The 19,873-nt window shown below is 41.9% G+C and carries 17 protein-coding genes and 1 riboswitch; of the genes, 2 read left to right on the top strand and 15 right to left on the bottom strand.

Annotated features, from left to right (window positions below; genetic code table 11):
• Positions 1 to 26 precede the first annotated feature (26 nt).
• From rpsI to SORDD15_RS06115, 10 genes are all read right to left on the bottom strand, one after another.
• Positions 27 to 419 (bottom strand): 30S ribosomal protein S9, encoded by a 393-nt coding sequence (gene rpsI / locus SORDD15_RS06070; RefSeq protein WP_000075969.1) that lies wholly within the window; start codon positions 417 to 419, stop codon positions 27 to 29.
• Between the two features lie 18 nt (positions 420 to 437).
• On the bottom strand, positions 438 to 884 hold the full coding sequence (gene rplM / locus SORDD15_RS06075) for a 50S ribosomal protein L13 (RefSeq protein ID WP_001044624.1): 447 nt from the start codon (positions 882 to 884) through the stop codon (positions 438 to 440).
• 210 nt (positions 885 to 1,094) lie between these two features.
• The gene (locus tag SORDD15_RS06080) at positions 1,095 to 2,294 is read right to left on the bottom strand and encodes an ABC transporter permease (RefSeq protein WP_061415484.1); all 1,200 of its coding nucleotides are present in this window, start codon (positions 2,292 to 2,294) and stop codon (positions 1,095 to 1,097) included.
• The gene (locus SORDD15_RS06085) at positions 2,291 to 3,184 is read right to left on the bottom strand and encodes an ABC transporter ATP-binding protein (protein WP_061415486.1); all 894 of its coding nucleotides are present in this window, start codon (positions 3,182 to 3,184) and stop codon (positions 2,291 to 2,293) included. Before SORDD15_RS06085 ends, SORDD15_RS06080 begins: the two co-directional genes overlap by 4 nt.
• A gap of 251 nt (positions 3,185 to 3,435) precedes the next feature.
• Entirely contained in the window at positions 3,436 to 5,841 is a 2,406-nt protein-coding gene (gene pheT / locus SORDD15_RS06090) for a phenylalanine--tRNA ligase subunit beta (RefSeq protein WP_061415488.1), read from the bottom strand.
• Positions 5,842 to 5,958: 117 nt separating this feature from the next.
• Positions 5,959 to 7,005 (bottom strand): phenylalanine--tRNA ligase subunit alpha, encoded by a 1,047-nt coding sequence (gene pheS / locus SORDD15_RS06095; RefSeq protein ID WP_061415489.1) that lies wholly within the window; start codon positions 7,003 to 7,005, stop codon positions 5,959 to 5,961.
• 312 nt (positions 7,006 to 7,317) lie between these two features.
• On the bottom strand, positions 7,318 to 7,737 hold the full coding sequence (locus SORDD15_RS06100; RefSeq protein WP_061415491.1) for a hypothetical protein: 420 nt from the start codon (positions 7,735 to 7,737) through the stop codon (positions 7,318 to 7,320).
• A gap of 27 nt (positions 7,738 to 7,764) precedes the next feature.
• Positions 7,765 to 8,415, bottom strand: coding sequence for a phosphatase PAP2 family protein (locus SORDD15_RS06105; protein ID WP_061415493.1), 651 nt, complete (start codon positions 8,413 to 8,415; stop codon positions 7,765 to 7,767).
• Positions 8,405 to 8,968 carry an ECF transporter S component gene (locus SORDD15_RS06110; protein WP_061415495.1) on the bottom strand — a complete coding sequence of 188 codons (564 nt, stop codon included), beginning with the start codon at positions 8,966 to 8,968 and terminating at the stop codon, positions 8,405 to 8,407. The genes SORDD15_RS06105 and SORDD15_RS06110 overlap by 11 nt, the downstream gene beginning before the upstream one ends.
• Before the next feature lie 153 nt (positions 8,969 to 9,121).
• Positions 9,122 to 9,339: riboswitch (FMN riboswitch) on the bottom strand.
• A 40-nt stretch (positions 9,340 to 9,379) separates the two neighbouring features.
• Positions 9,380 to 9,883 (bottom strand): tRNA (cytidine(34)-2'-O)-methyltransferase, encoded by a 504-nt coding sequence (locus tag SORDD15_RS06115; RefSeq protein WP_061415497.1) that lies wholly within the window; start codon positions 9,881 to 9,883, stop codon positions 9,380 to 9,382.
• Between the two features lie 400 nt (positions 9,884 to 10,283).
• Here SORDD15_RS06115 and trkA point away from each other — a divergent pair, with 400 nt between their 5' ends.
• On the top strand, positions 10,284 to 11,633 hold the full coding sequence (trkA, locus tag SORDD15_RS06125; protein WP_061415501.1) for a Trk system potassium transporter TrkA: 1,350 nt from the start codon (positions 10,284 to 10,286) through the stop codon (positions 11,631 to 11,633).
• 3 nt (positions 11,634 to 11,636) lie between these two features.
• Positions 11,637 to 13,076 carry a TrkH family potassium uptake protein gene (locus SORDD15_RS06130; protein WP_061415503.1) on the top strand — a complete coding sequence of 480 codons (1,440 nt, stop codon included), beginning with the start codon at positions 11,637 to 11,639 and terminating at the stop codon, positions 13,074 to 13,076.
• Positions 13,077 to 13,164: 88 nt separating this feature from the next.
• Here SORDD15_RS06130 and SORDD15_RS06135 read toward each other — a convergent pair whose 3' ends face one another.
• From SORDD15_RS06135 to SORDD15_RS06155, 5 genes are all read right to left on the bottom strand, one after another.
• Positions 13,165 to 14,094: an ATP-binding cassette domain-containing protein gene (locus SORDD15_RS06135; RefSeq protein ID WP_061415505.1), complete on the bottom strand. Its 930-nt coding sequence runs from the start codon at positions 14,092 to 14,094 to the stop codon at positions 13,165 to 13,167.
• Positions 14,095 to 14,104: 10 nt separating this feature from the next.
• Entirely contained in the window at positions 14,105 to 15,172 is a 1,068-nt protein-coding gene (locus tag SORDD15_RS06140) for an ABC transporter ATP-binding protein (RefSeq protein WP_061415507.1), read from the bottom strand.
• Positions 15,173 to 15,180: 8 nt separating this feature from the next.
• Entirely contained in the window at positions 15,181 to 16,107 is a 927-nt protein-coding gene (gene oppC / locus SORDD15_RS06145; protein WP_061415509.1) for an oligopeptide ABC transporter permease OppC, read from the bottom strand.
• A complete protein-coding gene (locus SORDD15_RS06150) occupies positions 16,107 to 17,603 on the bottom strand; it encodes an ABC transporter permease (protein WP_061415511.1) in 1,497 nt (498 codons plus the stop codon). Before SORDD15_RS06150 ends, oppC begins: the two co-directional genes overlap by 1 nt.
• A gap of 66 nt (positions 17,604 to 17,669) precedes the next feature.
• Positions 17,670 to 19,649, bottom strand: a complete 1,980-nt coding sequence (locus tag SORDD15_RS06155; RefSeq protein WP_061415513.1) for a peptide ABC transporter substrate-binding protein — start codon at positions 19,647 to 19,649, stop codon at positions 17,670 to 17,672.
• Positions 19,650 to 19,873: the final 224 nt, after the last annotated feature.

Here is a 19,873-nt window from a genome sequence, read left to right on the forward strand (position 1 = left end):
TTGAAACGTTGATATAATCGTATTGATTAACGTTTTGAGAATTGTGAAGCTTTACGAGCTTTCTTAAGACCTGGTTTCTTACGCTCAACTTTACGTGAGTCACGTGTAAGAAGTCCTGCGCGTTTCAATGAATCGCGGAAATCTGGGTCTACTTGAAGAAGGGCACGAGCGATACCGTGACGGATAGCTCCTGCTTGACCAGCGTATCCACCACCAACAACGTTAACGAAAACGTCGTATGAACCTACAGTTGAAGTAACTGCAAATGGTTGGTTGATAACAAGACGAAGGTCAGCGTGTGGGATGTACTCTTCAACATCTTTTTTGTTAACAGTGATTTTACCAGTTCCTGGAACAAGGCGAACGCGTGCAACAGCGTTTTTACGACGTCCAGTACCTGCATATTGTGCTTGTGACATACTTTATTGTTCCTTTCCTTAGATAAGTCCTGAAATGTCAAGAACTTCTGGTTGTTGTGCAGCGTGAGTGTGCTCAGCTCCAACGAATACTTTCAATTTCATACCTTGAGCGCGGCCAAGAGTATTGTGTGGAAGCATACCTTTAACTGATTTTTCGATCAAACGTACTGCATTTTTAGAACGAAGTTCACCAGCAGAGATTTGTTTCAATCCACCTGGGTGGTTTGAGTGAGTGTAGTAGATCTTATCAGTTGCCTTTTTACCAGTCAATTTAACTTTTTCAGCATTGATAACGATTACGAAGTCACCTGTATCAGTGTGTGGTGTGAAGGTTGGTTTGTTTTTTCCGCGAAGTACGCTAGCAACAACTGCTGAAAGGCGTCCAAGAGGTACATCAGTTGCGTCAACAACGTACCATTTGCGTTCTACTTGGCCTGGTTTAGCCATGAATGTAGTTTTGTTCATGATTTCTCCTATATGAATATCGTTTTTGTTTACAGGGCGGATGTTCCGGTCCGCGGGGTATTTGAAAGGTTCCGGGGCCTTACAAATGGGGTAAACAATACCGTCTACTATCATACCAAATTTTACTACTAAAAGTCAATAGATATGAAAAATATTTTTGACGATTTCGGTGTTCAACATCTAGAAAAACCTCGCTTTTGCGAGGCTCTCCTATTTATAAGCTAAAGCACGTTTAAAGGTTTTCCAGATTCCCAAATCATCTGTTTGAAGGACTAGGCTAGCATACATGCGGCCGATAAAGGCTGTTGCAGTGACTGCAAAAACAACCGTTATGGCAAGTGAAATCCAAGCTTCTAGACCACTTGCATACCCATTTATAGCTCTAAATGGCATAAAGAAGGTCGAGATGAAAGGAATATAGGAACCAATTTTCAGAACTAAATTGTCCCCTGCAGCACCTAGAGAGGTCACACCGACAAATCCTGCTATAATCAAGATCATCAATGGCGACAAGGCCTTTCCTGAATCCTCAGGGCGAGAAACCATAGAACCTAGAAAGGCTGCTAAAACAACGTACATAAAGAGGCTAACCAAGACAAACAATAAGGTATTGAGCGAGAAGGCCTCTCCTATATGGTTTAAAATACCAGATTGTGCCAAGATTGGTAGGTCTTTAAAGAGCAGAATGGCAGCCAGCCCACCCACGACGTAAATGCCAATATGAGTCAAAATCACAAGAAGTAGAGCCAGCATGCGAGCGTAGAAATAATGACTAGCTCGGATACTAGAGAAGACCACCTCCATGATTTTGGTTCCTTTCTCACTGGCCACTTCCTGAGCAGTGACACTAGCATAGGTAATCAAAATCATATAAAGGAAGAAGCCAAGCCCTGCGGCCGCAATGGTTTGAACAATTTTTTTGTTTTCCTTAGATTCATCAATTTTCTCAGTAAAATCAACGGTTTGGCTCAGACGTTTTTCCTGTTCTTGAGACAAATTGGCTGCCGAACGATTCAGTTGATACTGCAGTTCATTTAGCTTATTGGTTACTGCTAGTTTGATGCCTGTTTCAAGAGAAGTTTCACCATGATAGACGGCCTTGAGGACGCTGTCCTCTTGGTCAATGGTTAGGTAACCCTTGATTTTCTCATCCTTGATAGCACCTTGGGCACTGGCTTCATCCTTGTAATCAAAGTTGATACCATTAGTACCCTTGAGCCCTTCTTCCACAGATGGCACCGTTGTTACTACTGCTATCTTGTTATTCTTGGCCATAGAAGACCCTTGGAGATAGCCGATTCCTACAGATAATCCTAAAAAGAGGAACGGCGAAATCACCATAAAGAAGAAACTCCACGACTTGACATGTCGAAGATAGGTTTCCTTCATTACAACCCACATATTTCTCATACTTCCACCCCTGATTCTAGTTTAAAGATTTCATCGATTGTTGGAGCTTGTTGGTCAAAGGTCGCAATATATTGACCTTTAGTGAGGATTGGGAAGAGTTCCCTTCCAGCACTTTCATCATCTAGGATCAATTTCCAACTACCTTGCTTGGTCAAGCTCACCTGTTTGACGTGAGGAAGTTTTTCCAATTCTTCCTTGCTTTGTTCACTTGAAACAAAGAGACGTGTTTTCCCATATTGATTGCGAACATCCTGAACTGGTCCATGCAAGACCACACGCCCGTCACGAATCATCAGGATATCATCGCAAAGTTCCTCAACGTTGGTCATAACATGGTCAGAAAAGATAATGATTGCACCGCGCTCTTTCTCTTTCAAGATGACTTGTTTGAGCAACTCGGTATTGACTGGATCCAAACCACTAAAAGGCTCATCCAAGATGATCAAGTCAGGCTCATGGATTAGAGTGATGATCAACTGAATTTTCTGCTGATTCCCTTTGGAGAGGCTCTTGATTTTATCAGTCAATTTGCCCTTCACTTCCAATTTTTCCATCCATTGAGGGAGTTTTTCCTTGACTTCCTTAGCATCCATGCCTTTTAGAGTCGCCAAGTAGCGAACTTGTTCAAGGACTGTCAGCTTGGGCATGAGACTGCGTTCCTCAGGCAGATAACCAATCCGAGCATAGGTTTCCTGACGAATCTCCTGCTCATCCAGACTGATCTCTCCTTGATACTCTAAAAATTTCAACATACTGTGGAAAATCGTTGTTTTCCCAGCACCATTCTTCCCGACCAAGCCCAGAATCCTTCCTGGACTTGCCTGAAAATCGACACCAAACAAGACTTGCTTGGGACCGAAACTTTTCTCTAGATTTCTTACTTCTAACATTTTCCACCTCCGAGATATGTTGCACTTATTATACTCCTTTTTGATAGCCTTTACAACGATTTATGTCCATTTTATCGGATAATAAGTAGCAAAAGTATCCTTTCTCTAATAAATTTTAAGTACTTCAGTGATATCTTTAGTATAACTCATTAAAGGCTTTCTGAGATGGCTTTCTCCTCAACTATCGCTTTTCTCTTCTGAACTGTCCTTTTGAAACTAAAAATCCACCCCGAAGGATGGATTTTAGACTATTAACGCACTTCTGCATTCACTTTTTCTTCGAGTGATGCTTGGATTTTTTCCATATAGCGTGCAACTTCTTCGTCTGTCAAGCTATCTTCTGGATTTTGGAAGGTCAAGCTATAGGCCATTGACTTCATACCAAGTCCTAATTTTTCACCTGAGAAGACGTCAAAGAGTTTGATATCAGTCAAACGTTTCACGCCAGCAGCTTGGATGGCGTCGACTACTTCTTGGTGAGTCACTTCTGCCTTGAGGAGTAGGGCCACGTCACGGCTGACTGCTGGGAATTTAGTGATTTCTACAAATGGAGCAGCTGGTTGAAGGGCAGCCTCTATGGCTGAAAGGTTAAGCTCTGCTACATACGTTTCTGGGATATCGTAAGCCTTAGCTGTGACTGGATGCACTTGACCAAGGAAACCAAGAACTTGGTCACCGAGTGAAATCACGGCTGTACGTCCTGGGTGTAGACTTGCAATCTCAGCTGTTGCTGTATAGGTCACTGCAAGTCCCAAGCGAGTAAAGAGCGCTTCTAAGATTCCCTTAGCATAGAAGAAATCAACTGGAACTGCTGCCGTTTGGAAATCTTTTTCTGCAACCAAGCCGGTTAAGGCAAAGGCAAAGCTATTGATCTCATTTGGTAGATCTTCTTTTGGATTGCCTATTTGTTCAAAGACTTTTCCAATCTCGTAAAGGGCCAAGTTTTTGTTCTTACGAGCCACATTATAAGCCACCGTATCAAGGATACCAGAAATCATATTTTGACGGAGGACAGAACGATCCACAGTCATTGGCCACATGAGCTCTGTAAGATTACTTGGTTGAGCTGTAAACTCAACTGCTTTTTCAGGCGTTGTCAGAGCGTAGGTAATGATTTCTGTCAAACCTGCTCCTTCAGCGATGGTACGAACTTGGCGACGCAATTTTTGTGTCGCAGTCAATTCACCAGCTGTACCATCATCTTTTGGAAGACTGGCTGGCAAGCGGTCATAGCCATAGATACGAGCGATTTCTTCAAAGAGGTCTGCTTCGATGGTAATATCCCAACGACGACGTGGGACGCTGACTGTAAATGATTCTGCATTTCCAGAAAGACCAAATCCAAGACGACGGAAGACATCTTCTACATCGGCGTAGGAAAGCTCCGTACCAAGGACGCGGTTAACGTCTGCAAGAGTTGAAGAAACTTCTACATCAGAAGTATCAAGCGCTCCCGCTGAAACGATGCCCTTACGCACCGTCGCACCTGCAAGTTCTGCAATCATGCTCGCTGCCGCATCTAGGGCTTCATTTACCGTTGCCACATTGATGCCTTTTTCAAAACGAGAAGATGACTCCGAACGAAGATTCAAGCGACCGCTAGTCTTACGAATCGACTTGCCATTGAAGACTGCAGCTTCAAGGACAACGCGACTAGATTTTTCAGAGATTTCTGTTGCTTGACCACCCATGACACCTGCAAGGGCTACTGGCTTGTCAGCAACAGTGATGACTAAGTCATTCGTCTCCAACTCACGCTCTTCCCCGTCCAAGGTTACCAACTTTTCACCAGCACGCGCTTCACGCACACGGAGGTCAGTCCCTTCAAAGGTATCCAAGTCAAAGGCATGCATTGGTTGACCAAAGTAGAGCAGGATGTAGTTGGTCACGTCCACTACGTTATTGATTGGACGGATGCCTTCGTTCATAAGAAGGTTTTGCAACCATTGTGGACTCGGTGCGATGGTCACATTGTCCAAGATACGGGCTGCATAGTAAGGCGCCTTGTCTGTCTCAATGCCTACAGAAAGGGCATCTGCTGCAGCTTCATTTGTTTCTATTAAACTGAATTCTTTAAAGTTGACTGCCTTGTCATAGATAGCTGCTACTTCGTGAGCTACTCCACGCATAGATAGAGCGTCTGCACGGTTTGGTGTGATAGAAAGTTCGATGATTTCATCATTCAAGTCTAGATATGAGAAGACTTCCTCCCCTGGTACTGCATCTTGAGGCAAGATTTGAATGCCATCTGCAAATTCTTTCGGTACGACGGAGTCAGAAATACCCAATTCACCAAGTGAGCAGATCATCCCAAGGGATTCCAAGCCACGGATTTTCCCTTTTTTAATCTTGTAGTTGTCCGCAATGCGAGCTCCTGGAAGTGCTACCATGACCTTGATACCTGCACGCACATTGGGTGCTCCACAGACGATTTGACGGGCTTCTTCTTCACCCACATTGACTTGACAGACATGCAAGTGTGTTTCTGGCACATCTTCGCAAGACAAGATTTCGCCGACAACAATTTTTGAAAGACCGGCAGCCGGTGATTCGACACCTTCGACCTCGATCCCTGTAGTTGACATTTTTTCAGCCAACTCTTGTGATGGCACATCAATGTCCACCAATTCTTTCAACCATTTATAAGATACTAACATAATTCTGATTGCAAGAACCCACAAGTAAGTTCTTTTCAATTCCTTTCTTTTTCTTCGAGTCAGTCCTTACCATTCTCATCAAGAGAAAATAACTAGACTGTGTTTCAGGTTTCAATCTTATTTAAACTGTTCTGAGAAGCGGACATCTCCTTGATAGAATCCACGGATATCGTTGATTCCGTAACGGAGCATAGCGACACGCTCTTGTCCAAGACCAAAGGCAAATCCAGAGTAAACAGTCGCATCGATACCGCTCATTTCAAGGACACGTGGGTGAACCATACCAGCACCCATGATTTCGATCCAACCTGTTTTCTTACATACGTTACAGCCTTCTCCACCACACTTGAAGCAAGAAACATCCACCTCAACAGATGGCTCTGTGAATGGGAAATAAGATGGACGCAGACGGATTTGACGCTCTTCACCAAACATTTTTTGGACAATCAACTGAAGGGTTCCTTGAAGGTCTGCCATAGAGATGTTTTTCCCAACAACCAATCCTTCGATTTGGTGGAATTGGTGACTGTGGGTCGCATCGTCTGTGTCACGACGGAACACACGACCTGGTGAGATCATTTTCAAAGGACCTTTAGAAAAATCATGAGCATCCATAGCACGCGCCTGAACTGGAGACGTGTGGGTACGAAGCAAGATTTCTTCAGTGATGTAGAAAGTATCCTGCATATCGCGAGCTGGGTGATCTTTTGGAAGGTTCATACGCTCGAAGTTATAGTAGTCTTGCTCCACTTCAAAACCATCTACGACTTGGTAACCCATACCGATGAAAATATCTTCGATTTCTTCACTGGTTTGTGTAAGAACATGACGGTGACCAGCCGCAACAGGACGACCTGGAAGTGTTACATCGATGCTCTCACTAGCCAGTTGAGCTGCGACTTTCTTTTCTTCCAAGAGTTTAGCTGTTTCTTCAAAGGCCGCTGTCAAGACATCGCGAGCTTCATTGACGTGTTTCCCGATGACAGGGCGCATTTCAGCCGATACATCCTTCATCCCTTTGAGGATTTCAGTCAGTGACCCTTTTTTCCCAAGGACAGAGACACGTAATTCTTGCATCTCTTTTTCATTTTCAGCAGTAATCTGCTTCAAGCTAGCCAGCGTTTCTTCGCGAAGCGCTTTTAATTGTTCTTCAATAGTTGACATAATTCCTCCATCAGTCGCTTATCAGATAAAAAGAAAACCACATGCCAAAAACTCCACTCGGAGCGTTGACACGCGGTACCATCCGTTTTCATCTGACAAGTCAGACCTTCATTTCCAAATCCATGTGCAAGTGAATTCACCCAGCTTTCATATAGAGAGCTTGCAGTCACGGCTCTCCTCCCTGATATACTTCCCTTGAGTTACTAGTCTTGCGGATTCCTATTCAATTACTACTTAGTTTATCAGATTTTTAGTTAAAAAACAAGTTAGATTAGACTAATTTCAATATAAAAAGGAACAAGACACAATGCATTACCTATTTGTAGGATCTGTTTCACCTGCTTTCCTTTTCAATAAAAGAGTTGCTGCTTGATTAAAGCCATCACACCAGTTATACCATTTTGCTTCATACTCATCTTGAGCTAAGATACTGTCTTTTAAATCCAAAACAGAGTAAATCTTTCTTTCCTCGCAAGCTTGCGCATAAAGATAATACAGTTCATCGCCACCATCTCTATCCCACTCAGCAGAAATCGTATCCCTACCTGCCAATAAAGCCTGATAGGCCCTGTGATGCCCGTCTGTAATCAACAAGCAGTCTCCGAACGCAAGAATACTGATTGGAGCAACATTGATTATTTCTGCCGACTGATAAAGTGTCTGGATGCCTTCTAGTTTCTTTTCTGATAAGTATAGTTGAGTCGGATGGAGAGCTTTTATGTTGGCTTTCATTTCTTTCTCCTCAAGGGAATTCGATACTCACTTCTGCTTGCCTTTAAATCGCCATTGGAAGCGAAGCTTGTCATAGAAGGGGAACTCGATAAACAAGACTCCCAAACCTACACAGAAACTGGCAAGAACATCTGATGGGTAGTGAACTCCCAGATAGACCCGAGATAGCAGCACACTGACTAGGTAGAGGCCAAGGACGATTTGCACAATTTTTCTCCAGACGGGATCTTTAATCCGTTGACTGAGAATGACAATCAATGTCCCCACCATCAGCGTCACAGCCAGAGAATGGCCACTTGGAAAAGAAAAGCCCTTCTCCTCTACCAGATGTAAGATAGCTGGCCGCGGGCGCTGGTAGATATTTTTAAAGGTCACGATTAAAAGACCAGCTATTGCCAGATTTCCCGCCATGAAGAAGCTTTCTATCTTCCACTGCTTACGATAAAAGATAAAGGCTGCGATGGCAACCCAGGTGATAATCACCGGGATATCAATCAAATGCGTAAGCGCACGGAACAGAACTGTCAAATAATCTGGCAAGTCCCCACGAAGGGCAGTCTGAATCGGTTGATCAAAACCGACCAGCGTTTCAGGATAGAACTTAACCATATAGCCAAGAAGGACGAAAAGTAAAAGGGCAAAACTGCCCTTCATTAAAAATGTTTGTTTATCTCTCATAATGTTTTAAGGTTGGTTTCAAGAGGACGTATAACAACCAGAATGAAACGGCAAAGATGATACCCTCAATCAAGTTAAAAGGTAAAACCATGGTCATTAGGTAGTTGGAAAGTCCCAAAATTTTTCCAATATCAAAGTTAGCAAATTGCGCGTACAAAGGAACCGCATAGACATAGTTGAGAACCAACATAGCAGCAGTCAATCCAATAGTTCCCGCTAGAGATGCTAGTAGGAAACGAAGGGTACTGCGTTCCTTTTTCCAAATCAAACCAAAAGCGATAACAAAAACTCCCAGAGCTACGATATTCATTGGCAAGCCAATGTAGGTATTCACTCCTTGGCTATTCAGAAGCAACTTCAAGAGTGAGCGCATCAAGAGAATTCCTAGAGCAGCCGGTAAATCCATCACCACCAAGCCCACAAGGACTGGCAAGATACTAAACTCGATCTTGAGGAAGGTTGCCACTGGCAAGAGCGGAAAGTCAAAGTACATCAGCACAAATGAAATGGCTGATAAAATCGCAATGGTCGAAATTCGACGTGTGTTTGTCATAACAGGTTCCTCCAATTTTCTATAAAATCAGAAGAAGTTGGAAAGGATCCCTCTATCTATTCTCACTTTTTATATCCCAAAAGTTCCCTCTCACTCTTTTGAGCAAGCGGTTGCAATTCATCTATAAACTCATCAGAACAGACAAAGCCATTCTTTCGTCTTCTCCCATCCAGACTATACTGTCGGTTGTGGAATCGCACCACATCAGCTTGCGCTCGCGGACTTCTTTAACTAAGATATTTTGGATTAATCTAGGCGTCGCAGTCGAAGATAATACTTGAGTATATCAAGACAAGACAACGAAGAGTAAGCCAAAATAGCTAGTTAAAGTCACCGCCGGTCGGGAATCTCACCCAGCCCTGAAGACCCTTTAATCATAACAAAAAACGCTTGCAAGTGCAAGCATTTTGATTATTTCAATTTATCTGTTTCATAGGTGTGAACAAGCTCAAGACCTGCAAAATTCTGCTGACGAAGAGCCTCATATACAATCATGCATACGGTATTCGAAACATTGAGACTGCGGACGTGCTCATCATTCATAGGAATACGGAGGGCTTTCTCAGGATGTTCTCGCATAAAGTCCTCAGGCAAACCCTTGTCTTCACGTCCAAAAAGAAAATAATAATCCCCACCACTTGCCAAATCTGCTTCAGAATAGACCTTTTCCGCAAATTTCGAAATCAGATAGAGTTTCCCCTTCATTCGAGACATGAAATCTTCCAAACTGTCATAAAAATAAATCTCAAGCTTGTCCCAGTAATCCAAACCAGCCCGCTTCATCTTCCGGTCATCAATAGGAAATCCCATCGGTTTGATGATGTGAAGGGGAGAATTGGTCGCAGCGCAAGTACGCGCAATATTGCCTGTATTTTGCGGAATTTGAGGTTCAAATAATACAATGTGATTTGTCATAACTGGCTTCCTTTCACCATTGCAAAAAAATAGCCACACTGCCCGGAGTCAAGCTCAGCGAACAGCGTGGTTAAGGCATCGTTAACTTACCTCACAACAGGTCTGAAGTAAATCAGCGAAACTACTTTCTTAGTATAACACTTTCAGAATCATTGTCAATAGAAATGACTTGATTTTTTTACTTTTTTTGATGATATTTTCATGTTTGGTCATTCCCTTTCTGAAAAGGGATAGTAAGAGAGTAATATCACTCCAAATCGGAGACATCGTTATAGAAGTTAAACAAATGTATCTTCAAAACGTGAAAAAGGCCTTTCTTCCCTTAAAAATCGCCCTAGTAAGTGCATTTTTTGCTAAAAAAGGGTATGATAGTTACATCATGAAAAAGTAGGTTTTTTATATGAAAATTGTCCTTGTTGGTGGAGGGAAAGTTGGTTTCGCCCTCTGTCGTTCACTGGTTGCGGAAAACCATGACGTTGTTCTCATCGAGCAAGATGAAGCTGTCCTCAATCACATTGTTAGTCGCTTTGACATCATGGGACTCCTTGGAAATGGTGCTGATTTTGCCATCTTGGAGCAAGCCGGCGTCCAAGAGTGTGATATCTTTATCGCTCTAACTGAATACGATGAAGTGAATATGATTTCAGCGGTACTTGCTAAAAAAATGGGTGCTAAAGAAACCATCGTTCGGGTGCGAAATCCTGAATACTCTAATGCCTATTTTAAAGAGAAAAATATTCTTGGATTTTCACTTATTGTTAATCCAGAACTCCTAGCAGCGCGTGCGATCTCAAATATCATTGATTTCCCTAATGCCCTCTCTGTCGAACGATTTGCTGGAGGTCGGGTCAGTCTCATGGAGTTTGTTGTCAAGGATTCTAGCGGTCTTTGTCAAATGCCAATCTCAGACTTCCGTAAAAAGTTTGGAAATGTCATTGTCTGTGCTATGGAGAGAGATCATCAACTTATGATTCCAAGCGGTGATGTTATTATCCAAGACAAGGATCGGATTTTTGTTACGGGAAATCGTGTAGATATGATGCTTTTCCACAACTACTTCAAATCTCGTGCTGTTAAAAGTCTGCTTATCGTTGGTGCAGGTAAAATTGCTTATTATCTACTCGGCATTTTAAAAGACAGTCGCATTGATACCAAGGTTATCGAGATCAATCCTGAAAGAGCTCGTTTCTTCAGCGAAAAGTTCCCCAATCTCTATATTGTCCAAGGAGATGGAACTGCAAAAGACATTTTGCTGGAAGAAAGTGCTCCCCACTATGATGCAGTCGCAACCTTGACTGGAGTTGATGAGGAAAATATCATCACTTCTATGTTCCTTGACCGTGTTGGTGTCCAAAAGAATATCACCAAGGTCAACCGGACTAGCCTTCTAGAGATTATCCATGCGCCTGATTTTTCAAGTATTATCACACCAAAAAGCATCGCAGTGGATACCATTATGCACTTTATCCGTGGTCGAGTAAACGCTCAGTATTCAGACCTTCAAGCCATGCACCATCTAGCAAACGGTCAAATTGAAACCCTCCAATTCCAAATCAAGGAAGCTAATAAAATGACTGCCAAACCTCTATCACAGTTGAAATTGAAAAAAGGGGTTCTCATTGCAGCCATTATCCGAAAAGGAAAAACAATCTTCCCTACTGGAGAGGATATGCTTGAGGTGGGAGACAAGTTACTCGTGACGACCTTATTGCCAAACATCACCAAAATTTATGATTTGATTGAGAGGTAAAAAATGAATAAAAGTATGATTCGTTACCTCCTCTCAAAACTTCTCTTGATTGAGGCTGTTCTTCTCCTAGTCCCTGTTAGTGTAGCGATCTATTACCAAGAATCCAATCAAGTATTTATCGCTCTTTTTTCTACGATTGGAATTTTAGTCCTTCTAGGTGGTCTAGGCGTTTTACGGAAACCGAAAAATCAACGGATTTATGCCAAGGAAGGGGTCTTAATTGTTGCCCTCTGTTGGATTCTATGGTCTTTCTTTGGTGGCCTCCCCTTTGTCTTTTCAGGACAAATCCCAAGCGTCATCGATGCCTTCTTTGAAATCAGTTCTGGATTTACGACTACAGGAGCAACTATTCTGAACGATGTTTCCGTTCTCACTCGTTCCCTCCTCTTCTGGAGAAGTTTCACCCACTTGATTGGAGGGATGGGGGTACTCGTCTTTGCACTTGCCATTATGGACAATGCCAAGAATAGTCACTTGGAGGTGATGAAGGCTGAGGTCCCTGGTCCTGTCTTTGGCAAGGTCGTATCCAAGCTAAAAAACACTGCTCAGATCCTCTATCTGCTTTATCTGGCTCTCTTCTCCCTTTTTGTGGTTATCTACTACCTAGCAGGCATGCCTCTCTATGATAGTTTTGTCATCGCTATGGGAACGGCAGGAACTGGGGGCTTTACCGTCTATAACGACGGAATTGCCCACTATGGTAGCTCACTCATCACCTATCTAGTTAGTATCGGAGTGTTGGTTTTTGGGGTTAACTTCAATCTCTATTACTACCTCATGCTCCGTCGGGTTAAGGCTTTCTTTGGAGATGAAGAACTACGAGCATATATCATCATTGTCCTAGTTTCTACCGGCTTGATTACTCTTAATACGCTCCACCTCTACCAAGGGGTCTCTAAAAGTGTTGAAATGGCCTTCTTCCAGGTTTCCAATATCATCACAACAACAGGTTTTGGTTACGGAGATATTACCAACTGGCCCCTCTTCTCCCAATTTATCCTCCTCTTCCTCATGGGAATCGGTGGATCAGCAGGCTCAACTGCAGGTGGTCTTAAGGTGATCAGAGGACTTATCCTCTCTAAGATCGCAAAAAATCAGATTTTGTCCACCTTATCCCCTCACCGTGTTTTGACTCTACACGTCAATAAAACTGTGATTGATAAGGATACCCAGCACAAGATTCTTAAATATTTTGCTATCTATATGATGATCATTCTCTCTCTCATCTTTATCGTCAGTCTTGATAGCAATGATTTTCTAGTCGTGACCAGTGCTGTCTTCAGCTGTTTTAACAATATCGGACCTATTCTAGGTACAACCTCGAGTTTTGCTATCTTTAGTCCCATCTCTAAAATCCTCCTCTCCTTTGCAATGATTGCAGGTCGCTTAGAGATATACCCAATTTTGCTACTCTTTATGAAACGCACTTGGTCTAAACGCTAATAATAATACAATTCCCCTTTTACAAGCTAGTAGAAGGGGAATTTTTCTATTAAAAATGAGAAGACCTTTCGGTCCTCTCCTAGTCTGTTTATTTTTTAAGAGCTTCTTTGTATCGAGTAACTTCTGCTTGGTTAGCCCAAACATAGTGACCTGGACGAATTTCTACCATAGATGGTTTATCTGTCTCATAGTTATGTTGGTCAGGATCGTAAACTTTCAAGACCTTCTTGCGTTCCAAGATTGGATCTGGAATTGGTACAGCAGATAGAAGTGCTTGAGTGTATGGGTGGACAGGATTGTTAAACAACTCCTCTGTCTCCGCCACTTCGACGATAACTCCCTTATAGATAACCGCGATACGGTCTGAGATAAAGCGAACAACTGACAAGTCATGCGCAATAAAGAGATAGGTCAAGCCCAACTCTTTTTGGAACTTCTTGAGTAAGTTCAAGACTTGCGCACGCACTGAAACGTCCAAGGCTGAAATTGGCTCATCCGCAATAACGAAATCAGGTTCCATCACAAGGGCACGGGCAATCCCGATACGTTGACGTTGACCACCAGAAAACTCGTGTGGATAACGGGTCAAGTGTTCTTTCAAAAGTCCAACTTCATGAATCATCGTTTGAACTTTTTCTTTTCGATCTTCTTCGTCTTTGAACAAGTGGTAGTTGTAAAGACCTTCAGAGATGATATAGTCAACTGTCGCACGCTCATTCAAGCTAGCTGCAGGGTCCTGGAAAATCATCTGGATGCGACGGATCAAATCTGATGATTCCTTATGAGATTTTTTCTCATTGATCTTATGACCGTCAAAGATGATTTCACCTTTACTGGTATTATTCAAGCCAATAATGGCACGACCAATGGTTGTTTTCCCACTACCAGATTCACCAACGAGAGAGAAAGTTTCTCCCTTGTTGATAAAGAAGTTAGCGTTTTTAACGGCAACAAACTTCTTACTTCCTTCACCGAAGGAAATTTCTAAATCTTTAATTTCTACTAATTTTTCAGACATTTCCTTCCTCCTAGTCTTCTAGATGAGCAAAGCCCATTTTATCACGAATCTTGTCATGCAAATCTGCAATGACTCCAGGTTTTTCAACTTTAGGAGCATTCTCATGAAGCAACCAAGTCTTAGCCCAGTGGGTATCAGTGACTGAAAACTTAGGTGCCTTCTCTTCAAAATCAATTTGCATCGCATAATCTGAACGAAGGGCAAAGGCATCACCTTTCAGCTCAGTATAAAGAGACGGTGGTGTTCCTGGGATAGAGTACAATTCCCCTTTATCATCAGCGAGCTGTGGCAAGCTAGACAAGAGACTCCAAGTGTATGGATGACGTGGATCGTAGAAGACTTCCTCAACAGTACCGTATTCTACAATTTCACCAGCATACATAACCGCTACCTTATCGGCAATACTTGCTACCACACCAAGGTCATGGGTGATAAAGATAATGGTAAAGTGGTACTCATTTTGCAAGGTTTTAAGCAAATCAATGATTTGCGCTTGAATGGTAACATCAAGGGCCGTTGTTGGCTCGTCACAGATCAAGATATCTGGACGACAGGCAAGGGCAATCGCAATAACAATACGTTGGCGCATCCCTCCAGAATATTGGAAAGGATACTCTTCAAAACGTTTTTCAGCATCTGGGATTCCGACCTTGTTCATATAGTCGATTGCCATCTCTTTGGCTTCCTTAGCTGTTTTCCCTTGGTGTTTAATGATAACTTCAGTGATTTGGCTACCGATTGTATTGATTGGATCCAAACTTGTCATAGGGTCTTGGAAAATAGTCGCAATTTTAGCACCACGGATTTTCTCCCATTCTTTGTTCGAAGTCAAGGCTGTCAAGTCTTGTCCACGATAGTCGATGCTTCCTTGGGCAATGCGTCCATTATCTTCTAACATCCCTGTAAAGGTTTTTGTTAAAACAGATTTACCAGAACCAGACTCACCTACCAAGGCAAGAACTTCTCCTTCAATCAGTTCCAGAGACACTCCTCGGATAGCCGTCAGAACTTTGTCACGAACGTCAAATTCCACGACAATATCACGAGCAGTCAAAATTACATTACTTTCTTTTGTCATGTCTACTCCTATCTATGTGTACGTGGATCACTAGCATCCGCTAGGTTTTGACCAACAACGAAAAGAGATAGGGATACCAAGATCAAGGTAGTCAACGGAATCCAGAACAAGTAAGCGTTGGTCGTAACGTTTTGTGAGTAATCTGAGATCAAACGTCCCAAACTTGGCACTGTTACAGGCAATCCCAATCCAAAGAAGGAAAGAAAGGCTTCATAAGAGATGAAGTTTGGCAACATCAAGGTCATCGTAGAAACAATAACGGATACCAATTGTGGCATGATGTTTTTAACGATGATTTTAAAGGTTGGTGTTCCAAGTGTTTGAGAAGCAAGGTTGTATTCCAAGTCACGGTAACGCATGATTTGGATACGAATCATATAAGCAATCCCAATCCAAGTTGTCACACTCATGGCAAAAATCAAATTCCAGAAACCAGCACCAATTGAGTAAGTCAAGACAATGACAATCAAAAGAGATGGAATGTTTGAAATAATGTTATAAACTTCCATCATGACGCGGTCAACGGATTTTGAAATCCCCCAAATCCCACCAACAATAACCCCGATCACAAGGTTGATAAAAGTGGCAATTACAGAGATAAGGATAGAGTTACGCGCACCAAACCAAACCCCATCAAACAAGGATTTACCATTGCTATCTGTACCAAACCAATGTTCAGCATTGGGCTTGATAAAGCGAGCGCTAAAGTCATTCACCTTACTTACATCGTTAAAGTCAAAGTCTGAAAACATCGGATAGATAAAACTCATCAAAATAATAGCTACCAATATTCCCAACATAATGACTGTTGATTTTTTCTTTAAAAACTGTCTAAATACAGAGCCCCAGTATGAATAAGCTGGAGCATCAATTGTTTCAGAGGCAAAATCGTCACGTTTTACAAACTGAAATTTTTCTTTATCGATTGTTGACATTATTTGCCTCCTTTCTCTGTCAATTTAATACGTGGGTCAAGCATGGTCATCCAGATATCTCCTACAAAGAGTGAGAAGATAGAAATACATGTAAAGATGAAGACGAGACCAACTACCATTGAATTATTTGATGCCTTAACAGAGTCAATCAACATTTTACCCATACCTGGGAAGGCAAAGACTGTTTCTGTCAATGTTGCACCACCAATAACCCCGATTACGGCACCTGGAATACCTGAAACCAAAGGAACCATGGCATTTTTAAAGACGTGTTTATTTGAGATTTCTTTTTCAGATAAACCTTTTGCACGAGCAAAACGAACGAAGTCCTGAGATTGCAAGTCAATCATATAACGACGAATCCAGATTGCTGTACTTGGCGCCCCCAACAACCCTAGAATAACTGCTGGCAAGACATAGGAACGCCAATCTCCGGCTCCCAAAATAGGGAATGAGTCAGGCAGACCAATCGATGAGCCAATCAAACGCACGATGTAAACCAAGGCAATCGTTGGAAGGGCAAGCAAGAAGGTTAGAGCACCTGTCGAGAAGCTATCAATCCAAGTATTCTTGTGGCGAGCCATGGCAGATCCAAGTGGAATCGCAATCGCATACGAAATAATCAAACCGATCAAACCAGCAACAGCTGAACTTGCAATCATTGATGGATATTGATAATTGCTTTCTGTAGCTGTATATGGATCGTCCTTACCATAGTTAGCTACTTCACGCGCATCTGCTTGACTTGGAGATTTGTAGGTACGAGAGTAAATATCTACAGATGAAGTCTTTTTACCAGTAGGGAATTGAACCTCTGATGTCTTGGTTTGTCCTTGACCCTGTGTGATAACTTGAAGCACTGGCGTGTTTGCATAAGTTGGGTAAGAGTCACCTAAGTTAATGTTCACAAAGTTTTGGTGTACAAACGGGAATTGATTGTTGAAATACAAAAGGTATTTATGTTTGGTACCTGAACCAACCAATGACCAACCGATAGCAGGGTCATTTTCAAAACGAAGATAACGTTCCAAGTTTGGATTTTCAGGGTCTTGAATCTTGTTTGTATGATCAATATCAAGCAAGTTCGCATAGAATTTGAAAACACGTTCAAAAATTGGAATTTCACGCGTAGCATAGAACTGACCACTCTCTGAAAAGACACCTAACGTCCAACCATTACCGAGTTGGTTGATGTATTTTTCGTAGATTGCCTTATTGGTATCATTGGCATCTACTGTTACAGATGAGTCCATTGTGCTCGCTTTTTCTTGCAACTCCTTGGTATCGTAATACTCAATATAACCCATACGTTCATAGACGGTATTTTCGTAATTGTCTCGCTTATCTGGAGTCGTTGCAATCTTGTTATAGTTGGTATCCTGCTTGAAAATCAATTTTCGAGGAACCATCGTATAGATAATCGTGTAGGTCAAGGTTGTCACCAAGAAAATAGACAACAATGAGCGCAAGACACGCATAAAAATATATTTCTTCATATCGTTTCCTTTTAAAATCCCAAAAGAACCTTCTCCTCATGGAGAGAAAGTTCTCTTGAGAGTTATTTACTTAACGTGATTAGCCAATTCTTTTTGAACTTTTTCGTTTGATTCTTTTTTCTCTTTGAGCCATTTCTCACGAGCTTGATCATATTCTTTCTTAGTGACTGGTTTATCTTGTAGTTCAATATATTTAAAGTAGATATCTGCCCCCTTATCCCCTGCTTGTGCATAGGCTGATGTAAATGGTACAACACGAGAAATCACCGGCGCAGCACCATTAGCCATCATGGTTGGGATAAAGAGAGAACTGTCTGTTAACCAAGCCTGAGCTGCTGCGTATTTTTCATAACGAACATTGAGATTGCTTGTTTCTGCACCAGCTTCATCAACTAACTTATCATATTCTTTCAAACCAACTTGACTTGCTGCAGCATTGTTCGGGTCATCATACCCCATGTAAGTTTTTGTCTGTGTACTGTTAGTTGTTTTAAGGATATCAAGGTAGGTAGATGGATCTTCAAAGTCAGGATTCCAACCCACTGCACCAGAAAGGTCCCAATCCTCGGCAGCCGCACTTCCAGCATAGTAGGTAATATTCAGGAGTTCGTCGCTTGTCATCTGCTGAAGATCGATAATAACATTTTCGGTTCCAAGAACATTCTCAATAGATTGTTTAAATGATTGCATCCGAGCAATGAAATTTTTAGAAGTTTGATCCATTGGAACATCCAAATGGATTGGGAAGGTGACTCCTTCTGCTTCCAAGGCTTTTTTCGCCTTCGCAAACTCTGCTTTTGCCTTATCCGCGTCGAAGAGTCCATCCTGACCATCTGCAAAACTAACACCTTTCCACTCATCGCCATAAGCGGTCATCTTATCTGCAACCAAGTCACCAAATGTTTTTTCGCCTGCTGAGACAAAATCAGGTTTCACAAATAGATTTCGAACAGCACGTACAGCACCATCTTTTCCGTTAACTTGAGCTGAATAAGTTGAGCGATCTAGCGCAAAGTTCAAGGCTTGACGGAAGTCTTTGTTCAAAAGAGCCTTCTTAGTTGATGTCTTCTCAGCATCTGTCGTCTTAGATGTGTAATTGTAGTTTTGACGATCAATATTCACACCTAGACCTGCAATTCCTGAACCTGGCTGAGTATAATAGATATTATCTTTATAGTCTTCCTCTACCTTAGAATAGTTTGAACTTGTTGGGAAGAGACGCGCGTAGCTGTAAGCACCACTTGTAAAGTTTCGCTCAAGCGATTCTTGGTCTGAACCATCATAGTAGGCAAGAGTAATCGTATCTAGATGGACATTATCCTTATCCCAATATTGTTCATTTTTAGCAAACTCAACAGAGGATTTAGCAGTTAAGGCCTTCAATAGAAATGGACCATTATAAAGTAAGGAGGTTGGATCTGTTGATTTTGCAAAATCAGCTCCCTTTGATGTCTCAAATTCTTCGTTCAATGGCCAGAAGATAGAGTAAACCAACTTAGAGTTCCAAAATGGCTCTGCCTGATTTAACGTATATTGAAGAGTATAGTCATCAACAGCCTTAATTCCAACAGTTGAAAAATCAGCTGAAGCACCTGATAAATAATCAGACAAACCTTTCACTGAATCTTGTGCTAAATAAAGAGCCTCTGACTTTTTATCTGCCGCATGTTTTAAACCGTTTACAAAGTCTTTAGCAGTCACTTCCGCATACTCTTCCCCATCAGAAGTAAACCACTTAACTCCTTTGCGAATCTTATATGTATAAGTCAAACCATCTTGAGAAACCGACCAGTCTTCTGCGACCGCTGGAGTTAGATTCCCATATTTATCGTTTGTGAAAAGACCATCAATTCCATTTGATGTTACCGCTTTAGTACTTTGTTTTCCTGACACAATATAGTCCAAAGTTTCTGGATCGGACGTATAAACATAGCCATAAGCTTTTGGTGCCGTTGAATCCGATGATTTTGAAGCACCGCAAGCAGCTAGTACACTAGTCGCTAATAAGGCAACTCCTGTCGCAACAAATACTCTACTTTTTTTCATATATGTAACTCCTATTTAAAAATTTAGACTTATTATAGATTATATCATAAACAATCCAAAAAGTAAACGAATTTTCAGAATATTTAGGCGCATTTCCTCGAAAAACTTCTATTTGTCAAAATTCTTGCCTTCTTTGTTTGTATCTGCAAGAAATACTTTCTAGTCTAACCTTCTTTAGAACGGGATTTTTACAAGCTTTTTCTCACTTCTTCAATCATCATTTG

The sequence above is a fragment of the Streptococcus oralis genome (assembly GCF_001578935.1).
GTDB classification, from domain to species: domain Bacteria; phylum Bacillota; class Bacilli; order Lactobacillales; family Streptococcaceae; genus Streptococcus; species Streptococcus oralis_R.